This window comes from Limosilactobacillus kribbianus, assembly GCF_026413145.1.
In the GTDB taxonomy this organism is placed as follows: domain Bacteria; phylum Bacillota; class Bacilli; order Lactobacillales; family Lactobacillaceae; genus Limosilactobacillus; species Limosilactobacillus kribbianus.
On the sequence record NZ_JAOVYZ010000019.1, the window covers coordinates 1 to 24,624 of the forward strand.

Sequence of the window (24,624 nt, forward strand, 5' to 3'; positions counted from 1 at the left end):
TGATGCATCGTCGGAATAACATTCCTCGCAAGTCATTGAACTACCGCACACCACTTGAAGTATTCATGAAGCACGTCACCGATGAGCAACTAGCTTTTTTCTAACTTAATTTGACATTTCGGGAGTCGTTTAATGATCCCTCCAAGAACAAAAAACGTTATTATTTTCAGTTATCAGCACACTTTTCTCAGTGAATAAGGGTTATCTAACCGCTGAGGTCCGTCAGAATTGATTGTTGAACGTTAACATTGAACGGTCAGGATTTTTGGTAAATCGTCAAACCCATTTCAAATTTTATCAACTGAAAATTTGAATTTTTTAATCAAATTGACCACATTTTAAACGAAAAAGCGACCTGCAAGATTATTTTGCAAGTCGCTTTTCAACAATTTATCAATCAGGTCTTAATTTTCACGTTTTCTATCCGCAAAATCAGGTCCAAATATTTGAACTAGCAGCAGGTCCAGCTAAAGAATTTCCACACAAAAAGGACAACATCCCATCGCATGTCGTCCTTAAAATTAAGTTTATTCAGCCGGCTCCAGGACAAACGAGAAGTCGATGTCCTTGTCCGCCGGAATGTGATACTGTTCCTCAACGTCGGCACCCCAGCTGTCGATGCCGCCGACGCCCCGGACGGCCCCAGCCACTACCAGGACGGTCCGCCGTTCTAACGGCAATTCTTCGAGGTGGGTCGCCGATTCCAGTTCCTCGGCCGTGTACGGCAGGCAGCTGAAGTTGAACGGCTGGTCATCCTTGGCCACCTTCAGGGAGAACGGTGCCCGATCCGGATCCGCGTTGTTTTGGGTTGCTGCCCGCGTGATCGTCAGCCAGTCCGTGGCCATGTGCATCCCGTTTTCCTGTGGCACCAGGTACTTGGCAACCGGCAGGCCCTTGACGGTATAGGTTCCGTGAGTAGCCCCCGCCATCCGATCCGGATAGATTTCACCAGAAAGGCCTTCGTAGATGAAGCCGGTGGCCGCCGTCGGCATGACGAAGCGCATCCCCATCACCGGCAGCTCCGGCAGGTCGGCATGTCCGGCATAGTGAACACTGAGCTTGATCTTACCGTCCGCCGTAACCGTGTAACTCACTGTCACCTGAGTAGCCGGCACGGTCAGGGTCTCAAAGGTGTAGGCGATCATGACCTCGTCGGCATATTCGTTGTTCGAGAACTGGTTCGTTTCAGGGGCCAACGGTAGCTGACCGAAGTGGTGGTCGTCGACGGTCAGGTCAATGCCGACGCACTTCTGGAAGACATCGGCGGACAACCACTGGGCCGACTTGATGTTAAAGCCGCTACCCCGGTCGTTATCGGTAGTGGCGCGCCAGAAGGTTGGCGTCGGTACCCGGTAGAGCCACTCCTTGCCCTTTAACTTCAGCGACTCCAGGCCGCCCTTTTCGTAACTAAAGATGTATTGGAAGCCTTCGCCCGCAACGCCGAGCGTGCCGTCACCGTAAATGACGTGTAGTTTATTTGTGTAAGCCATAGTAGTACCGTACCTCCTGCATTGCTGGTTTTGGTGTCCGGTCCGCAAACATCAGGCCGTCGCCAGAGAATTCATAGTCTGAGTGCCGATCATCGAAATCGCCACCGTAGCGCATCACATCGCGACCGCTGATTGGGTCGTGGACAACCAGGGCCTGGTCGATAAAGTCCCAGATGAAGCCGCCGAAGTATTGTGGATACTTATCAAGCAGCTTGATGTAGGAACCCATGCCCCCGTCGGAGTTCCCCATGTCGTGCATGTATTCGCACTCCATGAACGGCTTGTCCGGGTTGTTTTGCAGGTATTCCTCGACCTGCTTCGGTGGTAAGTACATCCAGCTCTCGACGTCGGAAATCTCGTCCCGGTAGTCCTTGGTACCGCCGGCTGGCAGGTAGCCCTTTGGATCCAGGCTTGGGATCTGCTTGCTGTAGTCGTGAGTGTGGCAAACACCCTCGTAGTGGACGAGCCGCCCGTCGTGGTGGGACTTGTAGAGCTTCTGCATGGCGACCATGTTGTCACCGGCAAAGGATTCGTTCCCCAGTGACCAGAAGAGGATGGCCGTGTGGTTCTTGAAAGTCTCATAGTTGCTGCGGGCCCGGTCAACGACAACTTCCTTCCATTGCGGAACGGAGCCCGGCACGTTGTAGGATGGTTCGATGGCGCCCATCTTCTGCCAGGTGACGTGGGATTCGAGGTTGTTCTCGGCCATCATGTAGATTCCGTTTTGGTCACAGAGGTAGTACCACGGAATTTGATCCGGGTAGTGGCAAGTCCGCACACCGTTGATGTTGTTTTCGTGGAAGGTCTTGATGTCGGCCTGCATGTCGGCCTGCGTGACGCTGCGGCCGCGGTGGTCGTCCCATTCGTGCCGGTTGACCCCGTTGATGATCAGCCGCTTGCCGTTCAGCAAAACGACGTGGTCCGGGCTGATTTCGATCTTGCGGAAGCCGAAGCGGTACGGTACCAGTTCGACCAGCTGACCAGCATCGTCATGAATCTCAACGAGGAGCTGGTACAGATATGGGTCGTGGTTGTCCCAGAGGTGCACGTCCTTGAAAGCCACGTCTTCCAGGTCAACGGTCTCCTTAACCGGCAGGGACTGATCGAGCAGGTCCTGACCCTCGGCATCCTTGACCAGGACGCGAACGGTGCCGCTCTCCTCGCCCGCCAGGCTCAGGTGCAGACCGAATTTGCCATCCTGGTAATTGTCGTCGAGGACCGGCCGGATCGTCATGTCCTCAACGTGGGTTACCGGTTGGGCCAAGAGGCTAACGCTCCGGAAGATCCCGGAGAAGCGGAACATATCCTGATCCTCAATCCAGGAAGCCGTGCTGTGCTTGAAGACTTCGACGGCCATCACGTTGCCTGTGTCCTCAATGTACGGAGTCAGGTCAAATTCGGATGGGGTGAAGCTGTCCTCGGCGTAGCCAACAAAGTGACCGTTAAGCCACAAAAACATTGCCCGCTCGACCCCTTCAAAACGAACGCGGATCTGTTTGCCACGCAGGGCCGGATCCAGGTCAAAGGTCTTCCGGTACATGCCCACCGTGTTGTCGGCACCCTCGCTAAAGGAGCCGGCCTGGGCGTCATCGGCACTCAGGGCATAGGCTGGCCGCCGGTAAATCTTGCCTTCCCACGGGATCAGTGTGTTGATGTAATTGTTTTGGGCGTAGTCGCTCAATTCAATTTCACTCGGCACCTCAATCTCGTCGAAATCGGTGGTATCGAGATCAGTCTCATAGAAGCCTTTCAACCGTTCCAATGGTGACTTGGCAAACTTGAATTGCCACTGGCCATCCAGGGACTGTTCAAAACGGCTCTTGTCTGCTGACCACTCCGCATAGTTGCCATAGTAATGATGGTCACTGTGGGCGGGTAGTTGGTTAACCCGGAAAGTCTCCGGGTCATCTAACCATTTAATATCTGCATCCATTAATAAATCCTCCTCATTCAACAAGTTCACTATTAAGTATAGCGCTTTCATAAATAGAATGATAGGATTACAAGTAAAATTTACTTAATTTTTAGCAATAGAAATTTAAAAAGAAAAAAGCCGGAACGAAAATCGTTCCAGCTTTTTGATCAGTGCGGCCGAGAGGGCTTGAACCTCCACGGTCATAATCGACCATAAGATCCTTAATCTTACGCGTCTGCCAGTTCCGCCACGGCCGCATATCTCATCAACAAGAACTATTATAACAAACGCACCTAACCTTGGCAACAACTTTTTTTAATTTATTAAACAAAAGTGACTCCCGCATCGTCGACAGACGTAGCGAGCGGTGTTAAAGCGCCGCTGGCGAGCGATCACCACTCCGCAGCCCTGGCAACGATAAAGCCACTTGGCCTGTCGACGCTGCTGGACCTTGCTGGTCGGTGGCGCATACCGCGAACCGCCGACCCTGGCCAGCAGGTGCCGGAAGGTCGGACTACGGTGGTGGTAGTCCTGGCCGGTCAGATGCAGGTGATAGTGACAGAGTTCGTGCAGGACCACCCGTTTGAGATTGTCCTGGTCGAATTCCGTCAGCATCAACGGGTTGATGTCGATGTGGTGATCGGTTAAGTGATAGCGACCGCCGGTGGTTTTCAAGCGGCGGTTAAAGAAAATTTGGTGACGAAAAGGCCGCCGAAAATATTTCAGCGACCATTTTTCCGTCAGGAGCTGTAATTCCTGATTAGTCATTTTCAACCTTCTTTGGTGCAATCATCGTCAATTGGATTCGCTGCCGCTTCAGGTCCACGTTATCGATCCAGACATCCACAATATCACCGACGGAAACGGCGCTGCGGGGATCCTTGATGAATTTCTTGCTCATCTTGGAGACGTGCACCAGTCCGTCATGCTTGACACCGATGTCGACAAAGGCTCCGAAGTCGACCACGTTGCGGACCGTTCCCTGGAGCTTCATCCCCGGCTTTAAGTCCTCAATTGTCATTACATCGTGGCGCAAGAGCGGCATTGGCATGCTGTCGCGGAGATCGCGGCCCGGCTTCTCCAGCGAGCCGATAATGTCGTTCACCGTTGCTTCCCCGGCCTGCTCAGTGGTATATTCTGCCGGTTTCAGTTTGGCTAATTGCTGATTGGCCGCCGCCGAGCCCAGCTGGTCAACCGTGATTCCAATATCTTCCATCATCTTCGTAGCGATTTGGTAACTCTCCGGGTGGACGTCAGTGTTGTCCAGTGGGTTTTCACCACCGGTAATCCGCAGAAAGCCGACCGCCTGCTGATAAGCTTTGGGTCCCAGGCGCGGAACCTTCTTCAGCTGGGTCCGGTTGGTATAGCGACCGTGCTCATCCCGGTAGTGGACAATATTTTTCGCCGTAGTTTTGTTCAAGCCCGAAATCTGGGTCAGCAGCTGGTAGCTCGCCGTGTTGAGGTCGACCCCCACCCGGTTAACTGCTCGTTCAACCACCGCGTCCAGCTCAGCTGATAATTCCTTGGTCGGCAGGTCGTGCTGGTACTGGCCGACCCCGATTGCCTGCGGGTCGATCTTCACCAATTCGGCCAGCGGATCCTGGAGGCGTCGTCCGATACTGATCGCGCTGCGTTGCTCCACGTGCAGGTCAGGGAATTCTTCCCGGGCCGTCTCACTCGCCGAGTAGACAGACGCGCCAGCTTCGTTAACAATCACGTAGTAAACCGGCCGCTGCAGCTTGTTGAGGGCCGCCGCCACGAACCGCTCTGACTCCCGGCTGGCTGTTCCGTTTCCGATTGCAATCATCTCAACGTGATAGTCCTCAATCAGTTGCAGAAACTCATCCTCGGCGGCCGCCCTTTTTTTCTCGGGAGCCGGCTTGTGTGGATAAATGACTGCCTTGGTCAGGAATTTACCGTTCTGGTCCAAAATTGCCAGCTTGCAGCCGGTACGGTAGGCCGGGTCAAAGCCCATTACGATCTTGCCCTTAATTGGCGCCTGCATCAGAAGATGGTAGAGATTGTCGCCAAAAACCTTGATGGCCTGCGTGTCTGCCTGATCGGTCAACTGCCGCCGAATCTCTCGCTCAATGCTGGGACCTAAGAAACGCTTGAAGGCATCCTGATAGGTCTCTTCAATAAAGGCCGTCGCAGCATTTTGCTTGTTTGTCCGGATCAAGCGGAAATGGAAGTAGTTGAGGACCGCTGGATCATCGAGCACGACCTTAACGTTTAAGATCTTCTCCTTTTCACCCCGGTTGACTGCCAGCACCTGGTACGAGTTGAGCGTCTTAACTGGTGATGCAAAGTCATAGTACTGCTTGTAGGTACCGAGCTCATCCTTGTCCTCACCGCCACGCTTGACCTTGGTTTGCAACTGGCCGTGGTTCGTGGCAAAGTTGCGCAGCCAGCCGCGGACGGTCGCCATTTCGCTGATGGCCTCCGCCAGAATTTCGTGGGCACCATCCAGGGCCGCCTGGGTGTCTAACACCTCGGCGTTGACGTACTTGGCCGCTTCCTTTTGCAGGTCGCCATCTGGATAAGTCAAAAGCCAGCTGGCCAGTGGTGCCAAGCCGGCTGCCCGCGCCTTCTGGGCCTTAGTCTGTCGCTTTTGCTTGTACGGCAGGTAGAGATCCTCAACCTCCTGAAGCTCACTTGCATCGCGGATCTGCTTTTCTAGGCTCGGGGTCAGCTTGCCCTGATCGGCAATTTTGTTGATGACCGTCTTCTTGCGTTCTAGCAGGCTGGTCACGTGGTGATATTCGTCCCGAATGGCCTGGAGTTGAACTTCATCCAGGGTCCCCGTCGCCTCCTTACGGTAACGGGCAATGAACGGGATCGTGTTCCCCTCGTCCATTAGCTTCAGGGCGGCATCAATTTGTTTTTGGCGTAAATTTGGTAAATGTTGGCTTACAAGTTGCAGTGTCTGTTTATCCATAAATACTTCCTTAACTTTGATTTATTATTTCCACCAAGTATCAAGTGGAGTAATCGGCTGGTGACGCTTGTGCTGCGTCCGTTGGTACCAAGCCTCAATCTTTTCGGCGGCCGCTTCATCAACCGCGCGGCCTTCGAGGTAGTCGTCAATGTCTTCGTAGCGAACTCCCAGTGCCGCCTCATCAGGCCGCATCGGCTTGTCATCTTCCAAGTCGGCGGTAGGAGTCTTCTCGTAAAGTTCCGCCGGGGCGTTCAGGTATCTCAAGATGGCCTTCCCCTGACGCTTATCCAGCTGGGAAAGTGGGGTAATATCGGCCCCACCGTCACCAAACTTGGTATAAAAACCGGTGACCGCTTCGGCCGCGTGGTCGGTTCCCACGACGGCCCCGCCGTATTGACCAGCAATGGCGTATTGAACAATCATCCGTTCCCGGGCCTTAATGTTGCCCTTGTTAAAATCACTGATCGTGCTTCCGGCCTCCGTCAGGCTCTTGACCATTGCATCGGTGGCTGGCTTGATGTTAACCCGCAGCGTCCGGTCAGGCTTGATGAAATCATTAATCGCCACCATTGCGTCCGACTCATCTGCCTGGGTCCCGTACGGCAGCCGAACCGCAATGAACTGGTAGTCCCCATCCCCGGTCTCCTGCCGCAGCTTGGTCACTGCTAATTCACACAGTCGACCGGCCAAGGTTGAATCCTGTCCACCAGAAATACCGAGCACGAGGGTCTTCATCCCGGTCTTTTGCAAAAAGTCGCAAAGAAATTGTACCCGCCGCGTCACCTCGACACGGGGATCAATTGTCGAAAGGACCTTGAGATCTTTGATAATCTGTTCTTGCATCTTGCGCATCAATTATCGCTCCTTGCTTTCAAGCGTTTTAACATATTCGTGAATGTGATGAATCATCTGCAGCTTGTTATCGTAGCACTTCTGCGAGAGGTCGACCGGATAAACCTCGGGATTGAGGTCCCGCTTGTACTCGTCCCAAAGTGCGTCCAGGCTGGCCGCGCGGTGATCTCGAATCTCATCCAGGCTCGGTTCATCATAGACAAATTCGCCGTCTCTCCAAATGTCCTTCAGCATTGGGCGGGCCAGGAAATCGCTGACGTCCTTTTGCTGGAGTGGGAAGTTCGGATTGAACATGTTCAGGGAATCTTCCTTTTGCGGATCCTCATCGATCAGAGTGATGTAGTCACCCTCACTCTTGCCATCGACCCGGTCGTTGATCCGCCAGACCTGCTTTTCTCCTGGCGTCGACATCTTAGCGACGTTGTTAGAAAGCTTGATAGTGTCGACCATCTTGCCATCGGCGTCTTCCATCGAGACCAGCTTGTAGACGGCTCCCAGGGTTGGCTGGTCGTAAGCGGTGATCAGCTTAGTTCCAATCCCCCAGACGTCAATCTTGGCGCCCTGCATTTTCAGATTCTGGATGGTCTTTTCATCCAGGCCGTTGGAGGCAAAAATCTTGGCATTCGGGAAACCGGCCTCATCTAGCATCGTCCGAACTCGCTTGGACAGGTAGGCCATGTCGCCACTGTCGATCCGGACCCCAATGAAGTTGATCTTGTCGCCGAATTCCTTGGCGACCCGGATGGCGTTCGGCACACCACTCTTTAAGGTATCAAAGGTGTCGACCAGAAAGACGCAGTCGTGGTGCGTTTCGGCATAGGCCTTAAAGGCGTCGTAGTCATTACGGTAAGCCTGTACCAGCGCATGGGCATGGGTCCCCGAGATCGGAATCCCGAAGAGCTTGCCGGCCCGGACATTACTGGTGGCGTTGAAACCACCAATGTAGGCTGCCCGGGTTCCCCAAATGGCTGCATCAAATTCTTGGGCTCGCCGGCTTCCGAATTCCATGATGCTCTGGTCTCCGACGATCGACTTGATCCGGGAAGCCTTGGTTGCCACCATGATCTGGTAGTTAAGGATGTTGAGGATTGCCGTTTCGATCAGCTGAGCCTCAATCATCGGTGCATCCACCTGCAGGATTGGCTCGTGATTAAAGACCAGATCCCCCTCCTCGAAGCTCCGGATAGTCCCGGTAAACTTGAAGTCCCGCAGGTATTCCAAGAAGTCCGGGTCAAATTGGTGTGTGGATTTTAAGTAAGTGATATCGCTGTCCGTAAAGCGCAGACCCTTGATGTAGCGAATGATGTGATCGAGCCCCGCGTAAACAGCGTAGCCATTTTGAAACGGCATTTTCCGGAAGAAAGCCTCGAACACTGCGCGGCGGTTGCCGACTCCCTGTTTCCAGTAAGTCTGCATCATACTCAGTTCGTAGGCATCGGTGTGCAGTGCCAGGCTATCATCTGGATAATCAAACTTCATAATAATTGTTCCCCCTTATAGTAAATAATAACGTTATTGTAGCACGATTTGGTTTTGGCGATTGGCTGAAGCTACTTCTCCAAAACAAACTCAAAGCGTGAGCCCACGTATTGAGTGTGGACGTATTCAAACGGCCGGCCGTCCTGCAGGTAAGAAAGCTGGCTCATCCGCAATAGGGCATCCCCCCGCTTAATCTGCAGATAAGTAGCGATCCGTTCCGTGGCCTTGGTGGCAGAAATCATCTGAACAGCGTGACCAGGGTAAAGATTGGCTTTCTTCTCCAGGGTCCGGTAGAAAGAACTCGTCACTTCCTCCTTACTAAAATTCTCAATCAACTGGGCTGGAATCGTCGCAATTTCAAAGCAGATCGGAATATCATTGCCATAGCGGATCCGTTCCATTCGCAGGACCTGGGCCCCGGCCGGCAGCTGAAGCTTCTCAATCTCAGTCTGGGACGGAATCGTCAGGTGGTAGGAAATCGTCCGACTGGAGGGCCGCTTGCCAGCCGCCTGCATCATCTCGGTAAAACTGGTGACTCCGGACATCTTCTCCTGAACCTTGCGATTGGCCACAAAAGTCCCGGAACCGACCCGCCGTTCCAAGATCCCCTCGTCAACCAGGGCCTGGATTGCCTGGCGTAGGGTCATCCGGCTGACGTCAAAACTAGCCGCTAATTCCCGTTCGGCCGGAATCTTTTGTCCGACCGTCCACTTACCATTTTCGATATTTTCGCGAAGCTGATTGTGAATCTTAATGTATACTGGTGAACCCATTACACTTCCCCCTCTTATGCTCTCTTCAGGTTGTTCTATTCTAACATGGAATCACTTATCTAGACCAATTAAGTTAAGACATTGTTAAAATTGTGCCTACAAAAATAGGCAAGAACCGCGATAACCAATTGGCGGTTCTTGCCTATTTTTATTTGCGCAGTGCCAGGCCGCGCTCCAATGAACGATCGACAATGATGGACTGGGAATCGGCAACCGGGTACTCGGTCTCCGGATCCATCTCCTCAGCGTAGGAAAGCTCCGTACAGCCCAGGATAACGATGTCGGCGCCCTCTTCCTCGATCATCTTCCGCACCAGTTCGTGGTACTTCTGTCCGTTGGAGTGGCCGGCTTCCTTGATGTCGTGGTAAATCAAGTCCTCCGTCTGATCAACGATCTCCGCGGTCGGCTTGATCTCTTCGTAGCCAGCGGCCGTGATGTAGTGGTCGTACAGGCCGGACTCGATGGTGCCCCGGGTTGCCAGCAGGCCAACCTTCTTAGCATCAGGCTTGATGTCCTTGATCGCCTTGACCGTTTCCTCAAGCATGTTCAGGATCGGAATATCAGTGGCCGCCTGGAGCCGGTCGAAGGCGTAGTGGGCGGTGTTGCAGATCAGCACGAAGAAGGCGGGCTTAAGCAGGCTCTGCTGTTTAATGTCCTCGATTAAAGCCGGATTATAGTCGGGTTTGGAATGGTCCAGAATCCAGGTTGTCCGGTCTGGAACCGTCGCGTGATTGACGACAATGTAGTCCAGGTAATCCTGGTCACGATGAATTGGCGTCCGCTTGTCCAAGATTCGAACATAGCTCTCCGTCGCCAGGGTTCCCATCCCCCCGAGCACTGTAAAGAATTTTTTCATTTTATCTTTAACCTTTCTCTACCGGTCGTCATGACAAGAGGGCCACGAAGATCGGTCCTAGTAATGTAATACCAATATTACCAACTACGAAGGCGGGCGTAAAGGCAGCCGCATAGTAGGCGCCACCCTCGGGACCAGCCTTTTGCGAAATCTCGCTCATGGCAGCGGCAATCGTACCGGAACCGGTCAATGCCCCCATCAGGGCCAGCGGTTCCATCCGTAAAACGTAGCGGCCGAACAGGAGGGTCAAGAGGTGCGGCGCGATCGAGACAACCGCCCCGATGATCAACACCCCCAACCCGAGACTCTTGATCGCGCTAGTGAAGGCCTGGGCCGATTGGAGCCCGACCGTCCCCACGAAGAGGGTCAAGCCAAAGCTCTGCATGAAGTCCGTGACCGTAACCGGAATTGACTTGTAATCGCGGTGCCGGTCGATCCAGGAACTCAAGAGCAGCCCCATAATCAGCGCCGCCGTTCCGTTGCCTAATTGAAGCGGGATACCATTTAATTTTAAGCCGAGAATCCCCAAAAGGGAAGCCCCACCGATTCCCAAGGAAAAGAGGACGTAGTTAATCGCCTTGTCGGTCGTCGCCCAGCGACCCATCTTCCGCAGAATGGCCGCGGTCCGCGAAGTGTTCCCGGTCAGGGAGATGACGTCCCCGGGCCGCAGCTGGTTGATCAGCTGCTCGTTTCCGGTAATCGGGTCCTGAATGTTAATGAAGACACCGTGCTGGCGCAGGATCGCCAACAAAACCGGCCGAAAGTTTTTCCCCAGAACAAATTTCCGTTCCTTTGGCGCATTGGTTGGCGTCAAAACTTCCTTGATCCCTGGAACCTGGTGCAGACGGTCGAAATGAACGGCATAACCAATCACCGTCACCATGTCCCCCGGTTCAATCCGGTATTCCAGGTGGTCGGTCATCTCCAAGTCACGAAAGACCGCTAGAGCAATCAGGTGGTAATCGGACCACTTGTTGAACTGAGCAATCGTCTTACCGACCAGGGGCGAATCTTCCGCTACCAGGTAGGTCCGCCGCCAGGTCGGATTTGGGTTCTTGGCGTGGAAGTGATACCGGCGCGCCATCGCCGGGCCCTGCTGTTCAACCTTGATTCCCAAGATTTTCGGTGCCAGGTCCCGCAAGAAAATGATAACGCCGAGGGTCCCGAAGACATAGGTCAGCGCGTAGGCAACCGGCAACTGGGCCTCGTAGGCCGCCTTTACCGCGTGACTTACTGGCAGGGCCTCAATCGTCTGCACCGAACTGGCAACGGTTGCCGACTGGGTCAGCGACCCGGAGATAATCCCCGCGCCGACCCCGGGTCCGATGTGAAAGGCCACAAAGAGCCCCCAGGAGACCAGGAAGACGATCAGCATCCAGAACAAACTAGCCAGAATGATCCGAACTCCAAAGATCCGCAGACTGACCAGCAACTGAGGACCGATTCGGTAACCGACGGAAAACATGAAGGCCCCGAAGAAGATCGTTCCAAGCATTTCATCACGCGGAAAAGCCCCAATCTGGCCGACGATCAGGGTGACAATCAGCGTTCCCACCGTTGCCCCAATGTTGAAGCGACCACCAATCTTGTAATTCCCAATTGCAAAGCCGAGGGCCATGCAGATAAAGAGGGTAAAAATTTGATTATTCACCATGAAGTGAACGATTGTATGCATTATAAAATATCTCTTCTATACTTTCTTTTGATTCAGACAACATTATCACATTGCCAGTAGTTGAATTCAATTGCTGCACCGGTTTAAAAGTAAAAGATGAGACAGATCTAACCCTGCCTCATGATCTTCTTACTTCTTTTCAATAAAGTACTTTTCAAAATTCTGCTGGTAGTTATGGTTGATCCGTTTCTCCATGATCCAGCGCATCAGGTTCATGTCGCGGTCGTAGTGGAAGGTCGTCCCATAACGTCCCTCGTTAATCAGTTGTTCTGCCTGGTGCTTGATTTCGTTGTCCTTGGCGTACTGGAGGAAGGTCTTCTTGCCCACCCCGAGCCAGAGCTTGTACTGCTTTGGATCCTGGTTGGCGTAAATTGTCGGCTGGTCCTTCAGGCTATCAAAAATGTAGTCCTCAACCGGGAAGGTGGCCAGCTGGTGCCCATTCAGGGAGGTGAAAAAGCTGGAGCGGCCCTGACGCGGGTTCAGGTCAAAGACTTTGAACTGACCGTCACGCCGGTCGTACTTAAGATCGAAGTTAACGAAGCCGGTGAACTTGACGCTTTCCAAGAAGTTCTTAATGTTCTTGTAGATCTGCTCGTCGTAAGCCGGCATAATGGCAACGTAATTGCCGACGTTGGCCGGGTTGCAGTCTTCCAGCAACGGGTGGCCGAGACTCATCAGCTTGACCTCGTGGTTGCGGTCAACGTAGCAATTGATCGTCCGCATGTTGCTGTCGTCGCCAGGGATAAATTCCTGGAGGATCAGATCACCCTTGTACGGACTGTGCTCGTAGATAATCTCCAAGACTTCCTGCAGGCGCTGCGCATTCTTGATGATATAAGCCTTTTCGTAGCCTTTGAAGTTTCCCTTGTGCCATTCAACCGCGTCAGCCGCCTTAAGGGCGATCGGGAATTCAAATGGCGATTGGTAGTGCTTGTAGTCGAGATCTGGCTTCAAGATATCAGTCTTTGGGTACGGCAGGCCGTACTGTTCACAGACCTGGTAGAATTCTTCCTTATTGGTCAGCTTGGCGACTTCCTCGTAGTCGGCATATGGGCAGGCCATGTACTTGGACAGTTCCTTACGGTGCTTGCTGACCAGTTCGGTGTAATCGTCCCCACAACTGATTAGGACGACCTTCTTGTCCTGGGCAATGTATTGCTTAGCGGCGTCAATCAAGACCTTGGTAAAAACATCTGGGGCCTGCAGATTTTCGTTGAAGTGCAGGTCGACAATCTTGGAAAAACGAGTCGGCGCTAACTCGTGGCGGGCGTACAGGTGGGACTTGATCCCGTACTTTTCATACATCGACCGGGCCATCCCGTAGGCGTTAAAATCGCTCCCCAGAATCAGCGGAACAAAGGGTTGTTCGCTCATTAATCTTCCTCCTTATTTTCGTTATCATCATTCTACAAGCCCCTATTTTACCATAAGTTTAGTTGGTGGCCCGAATTTTCATTTGTTTTTGAATCCGGTAGTTATTGATGATCGCCGTCAAGGCAATGATTGCCATCGCGAGAAGGAAGAAATAGTCGAAGCGTCCGCCCCGGTACGACCGCGCTGCCAGCGTTCCAGTACCGTTATTTTGGAAGAGCGCCATGACAGCCGACAGGAAGACGGTGCCCAGTGAGCCTGCAAACTGCTGCAGCATGTTAAAAATCGAGTTAACATCCGCACTATTCTTGGAGTCGACCAGCGTGGTGGCGTTCGAAATAGTGTTGGAGAACGAGAAGTTAAAGCCAACCCGCATGAGGATAAAGAAGGTCATAATCAGAATTGGCGTCAGTTGACCTTGGAAGAACACAAAGCCCGCGACCCCGATTAAAAGGATGCTGCCACCGGTAGTGACCGGCGTGGCAAAGCCCTGACTATCGGCCAGACGACCAGCAAGCGGGGCAATAAAGGCCCCGATGACCGAACCCGGCAGCAGGATCAGGCCGGCTACCGTTGCGGAAGTATTGAGCACGTATTCCGCATACAGTGGAATCACCAGTGAAATCCCAATGTTGATGAACTGGAGATTGAAGTAAGTCAGAGTCGACAGCCGCAGCGGATGCACCTTAAAGACCCGCAGATCAAACAGTTGTGACTGGCCGTGGTTGTTGACATAGATAAACAGAGCAAAGAAGACAACGAACAGGACCACCCAGCCAACGATTGGCCAGCCCAAACCTTGCTTGCCGATCGTCGATAAACCGTAGACAATCGAAAACAGCGCCAGTGATAGGGTCAAAAGGCTGGCGTAGCTGAAGCGCTTGGTGTTACCCAGCGGCTGGTTGCGAATAAAAAGCTGACCCAGCAACAGGCTGACCAGGGCGAATGGGATCAGCAGCCAGAAGATCATCCGCCAAGAGCTGGCCTCCGAGATCCAACCACCGTATGTCGGACCAAGAGCCGGGGCAAATGAAATTACCATCCCGGCGAACCCGGTCATCGAGCCCAGCCGTTCCCGTGGGATCTCGGTGAAGATCAAGTGGAATAGAATCGGCGTCGACAGACCCGTCGCTACCGCCTGGATCAGCCGCCCAAGCAACAACATCGGGAAGTTCAGGGAAAGCGCCCCCCAGCAGGTCGCCGATGATAAAAGCCGAGACAGCGACCAGTTGCAGCTTGCGCGCTGGAAACTGCTTAAGCAGATAGGCCGTAGTCCCCATCGTGATGGTTGCCATCAGCAGGTAGCCCGTCGTGACCCACTGGACGGTATCCAGGGAAACGCCAAAGGCTTTGGAAAGTTCCGGGTAGGTAACGTTCATCGAGGTCTCGTTCAGGATCCCGATAAAGGTCAAAAGTGCCAGCGAGATAATTGCCAAGTAAATGTGTTGTGGTTTAGTTTTGGTCAAACTATCCCCTCCTTTAAATTTTTAAAATAAAAAGTGCTATGGTGATTAAAGCTCCACCACAGCACCCTAATTTTGTTCTTTTGATGTTGATCTGATTATACCAAAGATCAAAACATTTTTCATGGTTAAATTCTATTGCCGACTGAGGGTTGTCAGCCACTCCTTCGTCTCCGCATCCAGGCTCGAATCAACTTGAAACGGGAATGGTGCCAGGAGTGCCCGCACCTTGTCCCAGTCGATTTGACCGTTCTGATAAATCGTGGCCAGCAACATTTTGGCAGTCTGTTGACGCAGGATTGTTGGCGCGTTCGGCTGTTTCAGGAAAGTAATGGCGCTGGCTTTATCGGCTAGGAGTCGGGCCACGACCGCACTAACCTCCTCCTTAGTCAGTGTCCCCGTCAGGTAGCAACGCTGACGCAGCGGCACCGCTGGGACTTCCTTTTCCAAGAAGCTCTGCAAAAGATTCCATTCAGGCAACAGCTGCAAGTAGAACTGCCAGGGAGCCCGGTGATTAATGTCCTGCAGCAAAACGGGCACCAGGTCACCGAGCTTGCCATGATAGTTCAGCAGCTGGTCGGCTAATTCAATCAAGAAACGTTGAACGGTCTCCTGGGCTTCCCGCGTTACCCGCTTCTTGGCGGTCAGAGCAAAGCGGGCCACTAAGAAATCCGTCAACTGGGTGTCGGGAATAATATTTCCCGGGAAATGTTTTTTGACCTTAAAATTATTCAGTTGTTTAAGCCGTGTCGACTTAGCAAAGTGTCCCTGCTTTGGCATCTTATTCTCCTCTTTTTGGTTAAAGAAAAAGCCGGCAACCGAATCAGTCGCCGACCTTAGTACAGTTGGGCTAGCTGGATTCGAACCAGCGCATGACGGTACCAAAAACCGTTGCCTTACCGCTTGGCTATAGCCCAATAATAAAATGGGGGAGAGTGGATTCGAACCACCGAACCCGAAGGAACGGTTTTACAGACCGTCGCGTTTAACCAGACTTCGCTACTCCCCCAAAAGGTTGAGAGGATTAATTACTGATCAGTAACTAATCAACGTTTATTATAATACCGAATTTCCGAACTAAATGCAAGAACTTTTTTGATGAATTTAAAACAAAAAATTGCCGCCCCGTTGGACGACAATCTTAAATGTAATCAAATGAATTTTCTCAAAGGGTCGTTAGTCAACCCCGCCCATCAAAGCGTGGATCCGCTTAACGAAGAACATCAAGATGATCCCGAAGACGATACTTACCAGACCAATCGTCAGGAAGTATGGTACTTCTGTTGATGACGAGTAGAACTTAACGATCTGGGCGTTGACCGCCTGAGCAGCGGCATCGGCCAGGAACCACATACTCATCATCTGGGACTTAAAGGCCTTTGGTGCCAGCCAGGTCGTTACGGCCAGACCAATTGGCGAAATCAGCATTTCACCAATTTCAACGATGAACCAGGAACCAACCAGCCAGAATGGGCTAACCCGTCCAGCGGTCGTCCCGTGGATCAAAGCAGGCAGTGCCATGAAGGCATATGAGAGACCGGCGAAGACCAACCCGGCAGCAAACTTACCAGGGGCACTTGGCTGGTTCTTCCAGTGATCCCAGAGGGTAACGAAGACCGGCGTCAGAATCATGATGAACAGAGGGTTCAGCGTCTGGAAGTTGGCAGCGGCGAAGTGCCAGCCACCGATGTGTAAGATGGTCCGCTGTTCGGCGAAGAGGGCCAGAACAACTGAACCAGATTCTTCAATTGCCCAGAAGATTACGGCCGCGATGAAAAGCGGAATGTAGGCCAACACCCGTGAGTGCTCTTCCTTCGTAACCTTCTTGGAGTTCAGCATCATGATGAAGTAGTAGATTGGCAATGCAATCGCAATGATCGTGATGATCGTAATGATGTTGGTAATGTTCAGCTGACCCATGGCAGCGAGCAGGCCGAGGACAATTGCCAAGGCAACGATCCCAACCAGAGTCCAGATCAGGACTGGACGAAGGCTTTCGCGGTCAATCGGGTCGTCCGGGTAGAGACTATCCTTGGACAGGTACTTCCGGCCACCGATCGCGTACTGGATCAGACCAAAGAACATCCCAATGGCGGCCAGGGAGAAGCCGGCGTGGAAGTTCATTTCGCCATGGAAGAGGTTGAGGCCAAAACCGTTGGCAGCCCACGGAACAGCCCATGGCGCAACGGCAGCCCCCAAGTTGATCCCGAAGACGAACATACTAAAACCGGAATCCCGCCGACGGTCATTTTCGGAGTAGAGGCCACCAACCATTTCAGAAACGTTTGGCTTCAACAGCCCGGTCCCGGTAACGATCAGGGCAATCGAAACGTAAAGGGCGCCAACGCCAAACGGCAGTGACAAGGCAATGTGTCCGAACATAATCAGGACACCACCGATGAAGACAGTCCGCCGTGGGCCCCAGACCCGGTCGGACAGCCACCCACCAACAACCCCGGACAGGTAAACCAGGGATCCGTAGATGGACATGATCGAGGCGGCGGTGGTTTCGTTCATTCCTAAACCACCCTTGGAAACAGCGTAGTACATGTAGAATAACAGGATTGCCCGCATTCCGTAGTAACTAAACCGTTCCCACATTTCAGTGAAGAACAGCGTAGATAAACCACGCGGTTGCCCGAAGAACGCGGTATCAATATCTTTTTGCTTACTCATCGAGTTTTATTCCTCCAATTATTGCAAAGTCAGTTTAACCATTTAGAATACTCATTCCAAATATTAGAAAAGTCTAACTTTCTTGTAACAATGTAATTATTTTAGACCTGTCTTGTGAATTAGTCAATGGAAAAATAAGTTTTTGATGAGAGAATACCGGCATTTTGTTGTATTTCGCTTAAAAATCTTTAGAAAGGCCGGTGAAGTGCTTTAATGATCTGAAGGCTGGAAGCCCTTTCGGCAACACAATATGAACTGCCCTATTAGGCCCGGCGCTCACGGCTGATCAGCCAAACGTCAACCAGGATAATGTAAACAATTGAAAGTACAAAGATGACGTTGCCGATGTTGGCCCAGTACTGGCTATCAAAAAAGCCGAAGAAAAACATGCTCAACCCCAGAGCAATCGCCCCCGGCGCCAGGGCCATTCCCGCCCGCTTCACCTGGTCAGCGGTGGCAGAACGGTGCCCTATCAAGATTCCCAGCCATTTGCCCCGCAATAATTGCAGGCCGACAACCATAAATACCAGACACAAGAGCAAATATACAATGTCCATTTTCGAATCCTCCATTGTGAAAATAAAAAAGGCGGCTGATGAAAACATCAACCGCTCTAGAAGCTCCGGCAGTCAGACTCGAACTGACGACAACCTGATTAACAGTCAGGTGCTCTACCAACTGAGCTATGCCGGAATAACAAATCAACGATAATTATTATAGCATGCCCCGCCGGAGTTGCAAACATTTTTTTGAATTTTATTTTTGAGACGATCACAGATTTCTGTGCCGCCGGATTACCCACCGCCGGAGCTCATCAATCAGAATCAACGGCAGCGGTACGCAAACCAGCATCAACCAGTCCTGCCGGTACAAGGCTTCGGTCCCGAAGACATCCTGCAGGAGCGGAACGTAGCTGACACAGATCAAAAGGACAATTTCAAAGGCAATCCCGATGAAGATCATCGAATTGGTCAGGAAGTGCCGGTTAAACATCGTCCCGAATTGGTAACGAATGTTTAAGACGTTGGCAACCTGGCAGAAGATGATCAAGCCAAGCGCCAGGGTCGTCGCCTGCCGATAATCAAAGCCGCTGGCCGGTAGATCTGGATAAACGTGACCATGCAGGTAGTTGGCGATGAAGAAACCGCCCATCGCAATAATTGACGACCAGAGCCCGTACCAGCCGAACGCCTTTCCCAGCAATGCCCGGTTGATCAGGTGACTGTGGCGCGAGCGTGGTGGCTGGTGCATTGTCCCCGGCTCTGGATTTTCCCGTCCCAGGCCCAGCGCCGGCAGCATGTCCGTCCCCAGGTCGATGAACAGAATTTCCATCACCGTCAACGCCAGGGGAATCCGCCCGCCGGAGAGCAGGAAGAAGACTGATGGGATCGCCTCGGGCATGTTGGAGTTAAGAATGTAGAGCAGGAACTTGCGGATGTTGGCGTAAACGCCCCGCCCTTCACGAATGGCGGTCACAATCGAGGCAAAGTTGTCGTCGGTTAGGATCATATCCGCCGCTTCCTTGGCAACGTCGGTCCCGGTCTCCCCCATGGCGACCCCGATGTCCGCCTTCTTGAGTGCCGGTGCATCGTTGACCCCGTCGCCGGTTACCGCGACGGTTTTGCCCATTTGCTGGAGCATGTCGACGATCCGGTACTTCTGCTCCGGCGCCATCCGGGCAAAGACAACCTCGCCGGACAGGACCTGGCGCAATTCATCGTCGGACATCGTCTTCAATTGCTCCCCCGTTACTGCAACCAGGGGCTTGTCGGGATCGGTCAGACCGATCTGCCGGGCGATGCTCTTCGCGGTCAGGCTGTAATCCCCGGTGACCATGATGATCTTAATGTGGGCATTCCGACACTCGGTGGCCGCCTTCATGACCTCCGAACGCGGTGGGTCCATCATGACCGAGAGCCCGATGAAGGTCAGCCCCTGTTCAACGGCAGCAATCGTGGCCGCATCCAGATTCTGCCGCAATTCGGCCGGCAGGATTCGCCCGGCAACTGCCAACACCCGCAGGCCATGTTTGGCATAACCGTCGTTGGCGGCCATCACTTGCTTCTTTAATTCAGCAGTCAACGGGACAATCTTTCCCTGGTTTAGATAGGTAGTACACTTTTCGATCACACAGTTCGGGGCACCCTTGGTGTAGACGTCAAAGCGGTGCGTTCCCTTCTCCTTTAAGATGACGGTCATCATCTTCCGTTCGGAATCAAAGGGCAACTCCTTGACCCGGGGCGTGGCCGCTTGTTCTTTTTCAACGGCAACGCCACCCTTGCGTGCTACGACCTCTAGGCAGGCCTCGGTGGGGTCACCGAGGATCTGGTAGCGCGGGTGGTCCTTGGTGGGGGCGACAATCCGCGCGTCATCGGCAAAGGCCCCGCCCAAGAGAAGTTCCTTCAAGCTCTCGTTGTCGTGATAGGTTTGGTCGTTCGGGCCGGCCATAATGCTACCGTGGGTGTCATAGCCCTCGCCGGTTACCGTGTAGTCACGCTCCGGCGTCCACAGGTGCTGAACCGTCATTTCATTTTTGGTTAGCGTCCCGGTTTTATCGGAACAAATCACCGACGCACTGCCCAGCGTCTCCACGCTGGAGAGTCGCTTGACCAGTGCGTTGTGCCGGGCCATTCGCTGGACCGCTCCGGCCAGGGACAGGGTGACGGTCGGTTCCAGTCCTTCTGGAATAAAGGCCACAATCATCCCCAGGGCAAAGACAAAGGACTTCACCAGCGGATAGTGGACGAAGTAGATGGCCACCACAAAAAAGACCACCCCAATGCTGACCGCCAGGACGGTGATCTGCTTGGTCAGGGTGTTGAGTTCCCGTTGGAGCGGGCTCAGGTCTTCATGCACGTTTTGCGTTAGGGCGGCGATTTGGCCGAAATCGGTCTGCATCCCAGTCTTGACCACTAGCCCGGTGGCGTTCCCTTTCATCATCGAGGTCCCGGAGAAGACGATATTGTCCAGGTCAAAATGATTGGTATCAGCCTTAGCCTTCACGGCACCGCTCTGCTTATGCACCGGCGTTACCTCTCCGGTCAAGGAGGACTGGTCCACAGCCACGTCCGTCGAAGTAATTAGCCGAATATCTGCCGGGACATCATCGCCCTCCTCCAGCTTCACCACGTCGCCAGGTACCAGGTCGGCCGACAGGATCTTGATTTCCTTGCCGTCACGGATGACCCGGCTGTGGGCCGGCAGCATGTTCTGCAGGGCATCGGTGGCCTTGCCTGCCTGGTATTCCTGCCAGAAGCTGAAGCAACCGTTAATGATGTTGACCAGCCAGATTGCAATCCCTAGCTCCGTCAACTGGGCCACGAAGGCGATTAAACCGGCCGCCCACAGCATGATGGCCATCAGTCCCGTAAAGTTCTTAATAAGCTTCGTGAAGAGGGACTCGCCGCTCTTCTTTTCCAAAATATTTTTGCCAAATTGTTTTTGTCGTTTTTCAACTTCCGCAGTGGTCAAACCCTGGTCACGACTGGCGAGCCGCTGATAAATTTCAGCGGGTTGGAGCCGGGCTATTTCGATGGTCTGATCATTTTGGCCGTTTTCTTTTTTATCAGCCATTTTGTCACCATCTCCCACTTTAGGGTTATTCTAACGCTGATTGGGAAAGATGGTTAACATTTGCACAATAAGTGGCACAATTCGCCCAATCTGTGCACTTTTCGCCGGCAGCAATCAAAAAAGCCGCTTGGTGAACGGCATTGCTTCACCAAACGGCTTTTAGTTATTTCGTGATGTCGGCCCCAAAGTACTTCTGGGAAAGCTTCTTAACGGTGCCATCCTTTTGCAGCTGCTGGAGGGCCTGGTTGTAAGACTTCTGAATTGCCGGATCCTTCTTATTAAAGAGGGCGGAAATCTTAGCCGGCTTCTGCTCGCTCGAAACGTCGATCATCTTCAAGCCCTTGGTGGCGTGCTGCTTAGTGTAAGAGTACCAGGCTTCCCGCGAGTTGACGGTCCCGGCCGCCCGACCCTGGCGAACCATGTCAAGGGCGCTGGCAAAGTCGCTGTTAGCCACCAGCTTCCCCTTGTACTTCTTTACCACGGTGGCGTTGTTAGTCCCGGTCCCGGCAACGATCTTCTTTCGGGAGATCTGCTTCAGGTTAGTGATCTTGCTGCTCTTCGGCACGATCAGGGCGAAGTGGGAACGGATGTAAGGCGTTGAGAAGTTGTACTGCTTGGCCCGTTCCGGCGTCTGGGTAATGTTGTTCATTACCACGTCGAATTTGCCGGCACCCAGGCCCGCAATCAGCGAATCCCATTTGGTTGGGACGAAGTGAGCTTTCAAGCCCATCTTCTTGGCAACGGCCTTGCCGAGATCAACTTCAAAGCCGGTCAGCTTGCCATTCTTCCGGTAGGAGTACGGGGAATAGGTTCCCTCCAGGCCGATCGTCAACTCGCCCTTGTGCTGGAGCTCGGAGTTGACGCTAGAACTGGCGGCGTGAATGCTGGTGACACTCCCCGCGGTTCCCAAAGTTAATGCGGCGACAACTAATAATGCTTTCTTCCAAAACTTCATAATTTATTTACCTCTCTTAGTCTAAATTTTCCATTGTCATTGATGCGATAAAGCTCTTGATCCGCTCGTTGGGGTTATCCGGCGCGAAGAATTGCTCCGGTGCCCCGTCGAACAGGACGTGACCGTTCTCCAAGAAGATGATCTTGTCGGCGACGTGGCGGGCAAAGATCATGTTGTGGGTCACGATCACCATCGACTGCTTTTCCCGGGCCAACTGAAGCAGGACTTTGAGCACTTCCAGCTCCAGTTCGGGGTCGAGGGCCGAGGTCGGCTCGTCCAACAGGATGTATTCCGGATTCATCGCCAGGGCCCGGGCAATCGCCACCCGCTGGGCCTGGCCGCCGGAGAGCTGATTGGGATAGGAGTCACCGTACTGGGCCAGCCCCACCTTGGCCAGCAGCTCGTTGGCCGTCTTAGTGGCCGCAGCCTTGCTCTGCTTGAGGACCTGGGTTGGGCCCTCGATGATGTTGCCCAGCACCGTCTTGTTCGGGAAAAGGTTGTAGTCCTGAAAGACCATCCCCGTTTTCTTGCGCAGGGCCAGCTTTTGTTTGTTGGTGATCTTCTTGGCAAAGTCGAGTTGCAGGTCATCGAAGCCATAGCGGCCACTCTCTGGCACCTCCAACAGGTTGAGGGAGCGCAGGATGGTCGATTTTCCAGAACCAGATGGTCCCACGATCACCGTCGTCTTGGCGGCCGGAAAGTCAAGGCTGATATCGTGGAGCACGTGCTTATCGCCGAAGGTTTTGTTAACATTGCTGATTTTCATTGCATTTCACCTACCCAATCTTTGTCTGCTGACCAAGGCGCCGTTCCAAGTAGCCCTGCAGGTACGAGAGCACGGTGGTGAAGACGGCGTAAACCGCCGCGACCAGGGTGTACATCACCAGGGGCTGATAATTTTCCGCCGCGATCTGCTGGCTGACCGCGAACATCTCCATGATCGTGATCGAGGCCGCCAGCGAGGTGTCCTTCACCAGGCTGATGAAACTGTTCGACAGCGGCGGCAGCGCAATCCGCAGTGCCTGGGGCAGGATGATGCGCCAGAGAATCTGCCAGCGGGTCATCCCGATCGAACTGGCCGCCTCCCACTGCCCCCGCGGGACGGCCGCGATCGCCGCCCGGATGGTTTCGGAAGCATAGGCCCCGGTGTTCAGCGAGAAGGTAATGATCCCCGCGGTGAAGGGCTCTAGCTTAATGCCGTGGGGCAGGACCCCTTTGATCCGCAGGTATGGCAGGCCAAAGAAAACGATAAATAACTGGACCAGCAGCGGCGTGGACCGGAAGAGCCAGACATAGAAGTGGGCGATCCATTTCAGGATCATGAAGGCGCCGCGCTGAAGTGACAGTCGGATCAGGGCCGTCACCAGGGCAATGATGAGACCGAAGAAAAATGAAATAATGGCAAGGGGAATCGTGTACTTAAAGCCGGCCGCCAGGAGCTGGGGCAGCGATGATTGAATTGTTTCCCACATAGTTGATAATCCTTTCCTCAAAAAATTAGGATAAGAAAAAGGCGCAAATTCAAGAATTCTTGAATCTGCGCCTTATGCATTTATCCCGTGTTGTTAGTCGGTCATTTAATTAAAAATGAGCACGCCAAAACGTGGGTCGCATAAGACGCGATCCACAACAACAAACACTAGCGTTAACAAATGGTTTGTTGAACATTTGACGTTTCCTCCTAATTAATGATGGTTACATCATAGCTTATTATAAGTAAGCTGTCAAGGAAGAATTCCGTTCGGGAGTAAAAAAAACTGACAAATTAGCGATCTTGTATGACTTTTCTGAAAAGGCTTTCCTTCCACTTTGCCCTTGCTATAATACCTCTTGTACGTACACAACAAACTAAGTTAAAGGAAGTTTTGACGATGACTGTTATGTTCGGAGCACTTATTATGCTGGCCTTAATGGGCTGGCTCTTCACCAAATTGATTGGCTTAAAACCAACACTCGAATTTATTGGGGCCGGAGTCGTGATTGCCTGGTGTTTGGAAGACTTTGGGGTTCACACCGGCCTGATTTTTGGTCACTATTACTTCACCCATTTGATGGGGCCAAAAATTGACGCGATCCCCGTCGCCATCCCATGTATGTGGGTTTTCTCCATGATGATGATCTGGGTAATTGTCAATCTGTTCATGGATGGTACCCCACTGCCTAGCAATCACAGCAACCTGCGGATCATCTGCGGGGCAATCATTGAAGCCCTCCTCTTAACCACCTTCGATCTGAACGGCGATCCCTTCTCCGTTCAAAATCATATGTGGGTTTGGACAAACGGTGGAACTTACTTCGGGGTTCCAATCCATAACTATGTCGGCTGGTTCACCGTGGCCTTAATCACCTTCCTCGTCCACGGCTATATCTACCGTCACGACAATACTGAGGCGCCGATCACCCTCGAAACGCGCGGCCAACAACGGCTCAGCATTTTGCCAATCCTACTGTACGGCCTGATGAACCTGCCATATATTTTCATCAACGTAGAAGGCGTCCTCGGACTGGTAACAGTCTACTTCGCCGGCATCCCCTTCCTCGTTGCCCTCTGGCTCTGGGGCAAGTGGTACTTTGCACAACAACACTAACAAAATAGCGGAAAGCTCAC

The 24,624-nt window shown here is 52.9% G+C and carries 18 protein-coding genes, 4 tRNA genes and 2 pseudogenes; 2 read left to right on the top strand and 22 right to left on the bottom strand.

The window, feature by feature from the left end; translation table 11 throughout:
* Positions 1–104 (top strand): annotated as a pseudogene (locus OCT58_RS05435) (IS30 family transposase); the annotation flags it as partial.
* A 423-nt stretch (positions 105–527) separates the two neighbouring features.
* On the opposite strand, the gene OCT58_RS05440 reads toward OCT58_RS05435, so the two are convergent.
* The 22 genes and pseudogenes from OCT58_RS05440 to OCT58_RS05545 form a co-directional block, all read right to left on the bottom strand.
* Positions 528–1,490, bottom strand: a complete 963-nt coding sequence (locus tag OCT58_RS05440; protein ID WP_267201870.1) for a beta-galactosidase small subunit — start codon at positions 1,488–1,490, stop codon at positions 528–530.
* Entirely contained in the window at positions 1,474–3,423 is a 1,950-nt protein-coding gene (locus OCT58_RS05445) for a glycoside hydrolase family 2 TIM barrel-domain containing protein (RefSeq protein ID WP_267201871.1), read from the bottom strand. Before OCT58_RS05445 ends, OCT58_RS05440 begins: the two co-directional genes overlap by 17 nt.
* 153 nt (positions 3,424–3,576) lie before the next feature.
* A tRNA-Leu gene (locus OCT58_RS05450) sits at positions 3,577–3,662 on the bottom strand.
* Positions 3,663–3,720: 58 nt separating this feature from the next.
* Positions 3,721–4,173: a SprT family protein gene (locus OCT58_RS05455; protein WP_267201872.1), complete on the bottom strand. Its 453-nt coding sequence runs from the start codon at positions 4,171–4,173 to the stop codon at positions 3,721–3,723.
* Positions 4,166–6,343 (bottom strand): Tex family protein, encoded by a 2,178-nt coding sequence (locus tag OCT58_RS05460; protein WP_267201873.1) that lies wholly within the window; start codon positions 6,341–6,343, stop codon positions 4,166–4,168. The genes OCT58_RS05455 and OCT58_RS05460 overlap by 8 nt, the downstream gene beginning before the upstream one ends.
* Before the next feature lie 24 nt (positions 6,344–6,367).
* Positions 6,368–7,195: an NAD(+) synthase gene (gene nadE / locus OCT58_RS05465; RefSeq protein WP_267201874.1), complete on the bottom strand. Its 828-nt coding sequence runs from the start codon at positions 7,193–7,195 to the stop codon at positions 6,368–6,370.
* A 3-nt stretch (positions 7,196–7,198) separates the two neighbouring features.
* Positions 7,199–8,674 (bottom strand): nicotinate phosphoribosyltransferase, encoded by a 1,476-nt coding sequence (locus tag OCT58_RS05470; protein WP_267201875.1) that lies wholly within the window; start codon positions 8,672–8,674, stop codon positions 7,199–7,201.
* A 71-nt stretch (positions 8,675–8,745) separates the two neighbouring features.
* Positions 8,746–9,447, bottom strand: a complete 702-nt coding sequence (locus OCT58_RS05475) for a GntR family transcriptional regulator (protein WP_267201876.1) — start codon at positions 9,445–9,447, stop codon at positions 8,746–8,748.
* A 148-nt stretch (positions 9,448–9,595) separates the two neighbouring features.
* Complete coding sequence (locus OCT58_RS05480; protein WP_267201877.1) at positions 9,596–10,303, bottom strand: aspartate/glutamate racemase family protein; 708 nt, start codon at positions 10,301–10,303, stop codon at positions 9,596–9,598.
* A 28-nt stretch (positions 10,304–10,331) separates the two neighbouring features.
* Positions 10,332–11,981, bottom strand: coding sequence for an aspartate-alanine antiporter-like transporter (locus OCT58_RS05485; RefSeq protein WP_497529871.1), 1,650 nt, complete (start codon positions 11,979–11,981; stop codon positions 10,332–10,334).
* A gap of 126 nt (positions 11,982–12,107) precedes the next feature.
* Entirely contained in the window at positions 12,108–13,352 is a 1,245-nt protein-coding gene (locus OCT58_RS05490; RefSeq protein WP_267201878.1) for a carboxylate--amine ligase, read from the bottom strand.
* 58 nt (positions 13,353–13,410) lie between these two features.
* A pseudogene (locus OCT58_RS05495) lies at positions 13,411–14,815 on the bottom strand (MFS transporter).
* 132 nt (positions 14,816–14,947) lie between these two features.
* Positions 14,948–15,592: a hypothetical protein gene (locus tag OCT58_RS05500; protein WP_267201879.1), complete on the bottom strand. Its 645-nt coding sequence runs from the start codon at positions 15,590–15,592 to the stop codon at positions 14,948–14,950.
* Positions 15,593–15,657: 65 nt separating this feature from the next.
* Positions 15,658–15,729: transfer RNA gene (locus OCT58_RS05505), tRNA-Gln, on the bottom strand.
* Positions 15,730–15,738: 9 nt separating this feature from the next.
* Positions 15,739–15,821 (bottom strand) — tRNA-Tyr (locus tag OCT58_RS05510).
* A 167-nt stretch (positions 15,822–15,988) separates the two neighbouring features.
* Positions 15,989–17,488 (bottom strand): peptide MFS transporter, encoded by a 1,500-nt coding sequence (locus OCT58_RS05515; protein ID WP_267201880.1) that lies wholly within the window; start codon positions 17,486–17,488, stop codon positions 15,989–15,991.
* A 263-nt stretch (positions 17,489–17,751) separates the two neighbouring features.
* Positions 17,752–18,045, bottom strand: a complete 294-nt coding sequence (locus tag OCT58_RS05520) for a hypothetical protein (RefSeq protein ID WP_267201881.1) — start codon at positions 18,043–18,045, stop codon at positions 17,752–17,754.
* A 63-nt stretch (positions 18,046–18,108) separates the two neighbouring features.
* Positions 18,109–18,181, bottom strand: a tRNA-Asn gene (locus OCT58_RS05525).
* A 78-nt stretch (positions 18,182–18,259) separates the two neighbouring features.
* A complete protein-coding gene (locus OCT58_RS05530) occupies positions 18,260–21,061 on the bottom strand; it encodes a cation-translocating P-type ATPase (protein ID WP_267201882.1) in 2,802 nt (933 codons plus the stop codon).
* A 163-nt stretch (positions 21,062–21,224) separates the two neighbouring features.
* A complete protein-coding gene (locus OCT58_RS05535; protein ID WP_267201883.1) occupies positions 21,225–22,016 on the bottom strand; it encodes a transporter substrate-binding domain-containing protein in 792 nt (263 codons plus the stop codon).
* Between the two features lie 16 nt (positions 22,017–22,032).
* Entirely contained in the window at positions 22,033–22,782 is a 750-nt protein-coding gene (locus tag OCT58_RS05540; RefSeq protein WP_267201884.1) for an amino acid ABC transporter ATP-binding protein, read from the bottom strand.
* A 10-nt stretch (positions 22,783–22,792) separates the two neighbouring features.
* Positions 22,793–23,488, bottom strand: a complete 696-nt coding sequence (locus OCT58_RS05545) for an amino acid ABC transporter permease (RefSeq protein ID WP_267201885.1) — start codon at positions 23,486–23,488, stop codon at positions 22,793–22,795.
* A gap of 399 nt (positions 23,489–23,887) precedes the next feature.
* Between OCT58_RS05545 and OCT58_RS05550 the strand changes: the two genes are divergently transcribed.
* Complete coding sequence (locus tag OCT58_RS05550) at positions 23,888–24,604, top strand: carotenoid biosynthesis protein (protein WP_267201886.1); 717 nt, start codon at positions 23,888–23,890, stop codon at positions 24,602–24,604.
* The last annotated feature ends 20 nt before the right edge of the window (positions 24,605–24,624 follow it).

Bases quoted from the DNA above. Each gene is read 5' to 3' on its own strand.
- OCT58_RS05440 (WP_267201870.1), bottom strand. From the start codon at position 1,490: ATGGCTTACACAAATAAACTACACGTCATTTACGGTGACGGCACGCTC.
- OCT58_RS05445 (WP_267201871.1), bottom strand. From the start codon at position 3,423: ATGGATGCAGATATTAAATGGTTAGATGACCCGGAGACTTTCCGGGTT.
- OCT58_RS05455 (WP_267201872.1), bottom strand. From the start codon at position 4,173: ATGACTAATCAGGAATTACAGCTCCTGACGGAAAAATGGTCGCTGAAA.
- OCT58_RS05460 (WP_267201873.1), bottom strand. From the start codon at position 6,343: ATGGATAAACAGACACTGCAACTTGTAAGCCAACATTTACCAAATTTA.
- nadE (WP_267201874.1), bottom strand. From the start codon at position 7,195: ATGCGCAAGATGCAAGAACAGATTATCAAAGATCTCAAGGTCCTTTCG.
- OCT58_RS05470 (WP_267201875.1), bottom strand. From the start codon at position 8,674: ATGAAGTTTGATTATCCAGATGATAGCCTGGCACTGCACACCGATGCC.
- OCT58_RS05475 (WP_267201876.1), bottom strand. From the start codon at position 9,447: ATGGGTTCACCAGTATACATTAAGATTCACAATCAGCTTCGCGAAAAT.
- OCT58_RS05480 (WP_267201877.1), bottom strand. From the start codon at position 10,303: ATGAAAAAATTCTTTACAGTGCTCGGGGGGATGGGAACCCTGGCGACG.
- OCT58_RS05490 (WP_267201878.1), bottom strand. From the start codon at position 13,352: ATGAGCGAACAACCCTTTGTTCCGCTGATTCTGGGGAGCGATTTTAAC.
- OCT58_RS05500 (WP_267201879.1), bottom strand. From the start codon at position 15,592: ATGCCAAAGCAGGGACACTTTGCTAAGTCGACACGGCTTAAACAACTG.
- OCT58_RS05515 (WP_267201880.1), bottom strand. From the start codon at position 17,488: ATGAGTAAGCAAAAAGATATTGATACCGCGTTCTTCGGGCAACCGCGT.
- OCT58_RS05520 (WP_267201881.1), bottom strand. From the start codon at position 18,045: ATGGACATTGTATATTTGCTCTTGTGTCTGGTATTTATGGTTGTCGGC.
- OCT58_RS05530 (WP_267201882.1), bottom strand. From the start codon at position 21,061: ATGGCTGATAAAAAAGAAAACGGCCAAAATGATCAGACCATCGAAATA.
- OCT58_RS05535 (WP_267201883.1), bottom strand. From the start codon at position 22,016: ATGAAGTTTTGGAAGAAAGCATTATTAGTTGTCGCCGCATTAACTTTG.
- OCT58_RS05540 (WP_267201884.1), bottom strand. From the start codon at position 22,782: ATGAAAATCAGCAATGTTAACAAAACCTTCGGCGATAAGCACGTGCTC.
- OCT58_RS05545 (WP_267201885.1), bottom strand. From the start codon at position 23,488: ATGTGGGAAACAATTCAATCATCGCTGCCCCAGCTCCTGGCGGCCGGC.
- OCT58_RS05550 (WP_267201886.1), top strand. From the start codon at position 23,888: ATGACTGTTATGTTCGGAGCACTTATTATGCTGGCCTTAATGGGCTGG.